Genomic DNA, 1,005 nt, shown 5'->3' with positions numbered 1-1,005 from the left:
TGGCGGTGCCTGCCGCGCTTGCACGGATCGTCGGGCTGATCTGCTGCGAGGCCACGAACGCGCCGGTCGCCGACGCGGGAGCCCCATCCGGCGACGCTGCATCCGCCGAACCAGGACCCGGCGAACCAGGACCCGGCGAACCATGGTCCGGCCAGACCGGGTCGGGCCAGACCGGGTCGGGCAGGGTGTGCTCGACGTCGGATGCTCCGGCGCCGCCGGGGGTTGCCGGGACGCGGTGCACCGGCGGCCACAGGGGCGTCGGGTGCGTTTCCGGTGCCCCGCCGGGTGATCCAGCCCCGCCGCTCGATCCAGCCGCAACAGATGATCCAGCTGCACCAGTTAACCCAGTCGCACCGGACGATCCAGTCGCGCCGGATGATCCAGCCACGCCAGGTGATCCAGCCGCGCCGGGCGGGGCCTGCTGGGCCGGGGGCGGCGGAGCGGTGCCCGGCCCGGGGCGGGAGCGCAGCGCGGCATACCCGACCCCGCCGATGACCAGCAGGAGCAGCAGCTGACTGAGCCCCCACCCCTGCGGGTCGTACAGGCCCGAGCCGCTGAAGACGATCACGACCAGGGCGAGGCCGGCCAGGGCCAGGAGCGCGACCGTGTGCCCGGCGGACGCGGAGATCCGGCTCAGCAGGCTCGGGCCGTCCGGCGCGGGCAGGAGGAGCCAGCCCGCGGCATACACGGCGATCCCGAAACCGCCGAAGAGCGCCAGCACGATGCACGCCACCCGGACCACGACCGGGTCGATGCTCCAGCGCAACGCGATGCCGTCGCACACGCCGCCCACCCAGCCCTCCGTGGTGCGCCGGATGCCGAGCCGGGCGACTGCCGACGTGAACTCGTCGACGATCGGCTCGCGCCCCGGCGCGGAGGACGACGACGGTCCCGGCGCGGGGGCAGGGGGCGGCGGTGTGGTCATGGTCCCAGCCTGCCCGCGCGCGCGCGGGGGCGCGATGCGGGTCGGCCCTGGGGTGTCCCTGAGGCGGGCCCCATTCGGGG

The 1,005-nt window shown here is 75.5% G+C and carries 1 protein-coding gene; it reads right to left on the bottom strand.

Annotated elements, in window-relative coordinates:
- The coding region (locus BN11_RS21065; RefSeq protein WP_048700445.1) for a PspC domain-containing protein at positions 1-925 on the bottom strand (925 nt) is incomplete at its 3' end.
- Between the last annotated feature and the right edge of the window lie 80 nt (positions 926-1,005).

It is taken from the genome of Nostocoides australiense Ben110 (assembly GCF_001050535.1).
GTDB lineage: Bacteria > Actinomycetota > Actinomycetes > Actinomycetales > Dermatophilaceae > Nostocoides_A > Nostocoides_A australiense.
This window is presented reverse-complemented; position numbering and strand designations above follow the sequence as displayed.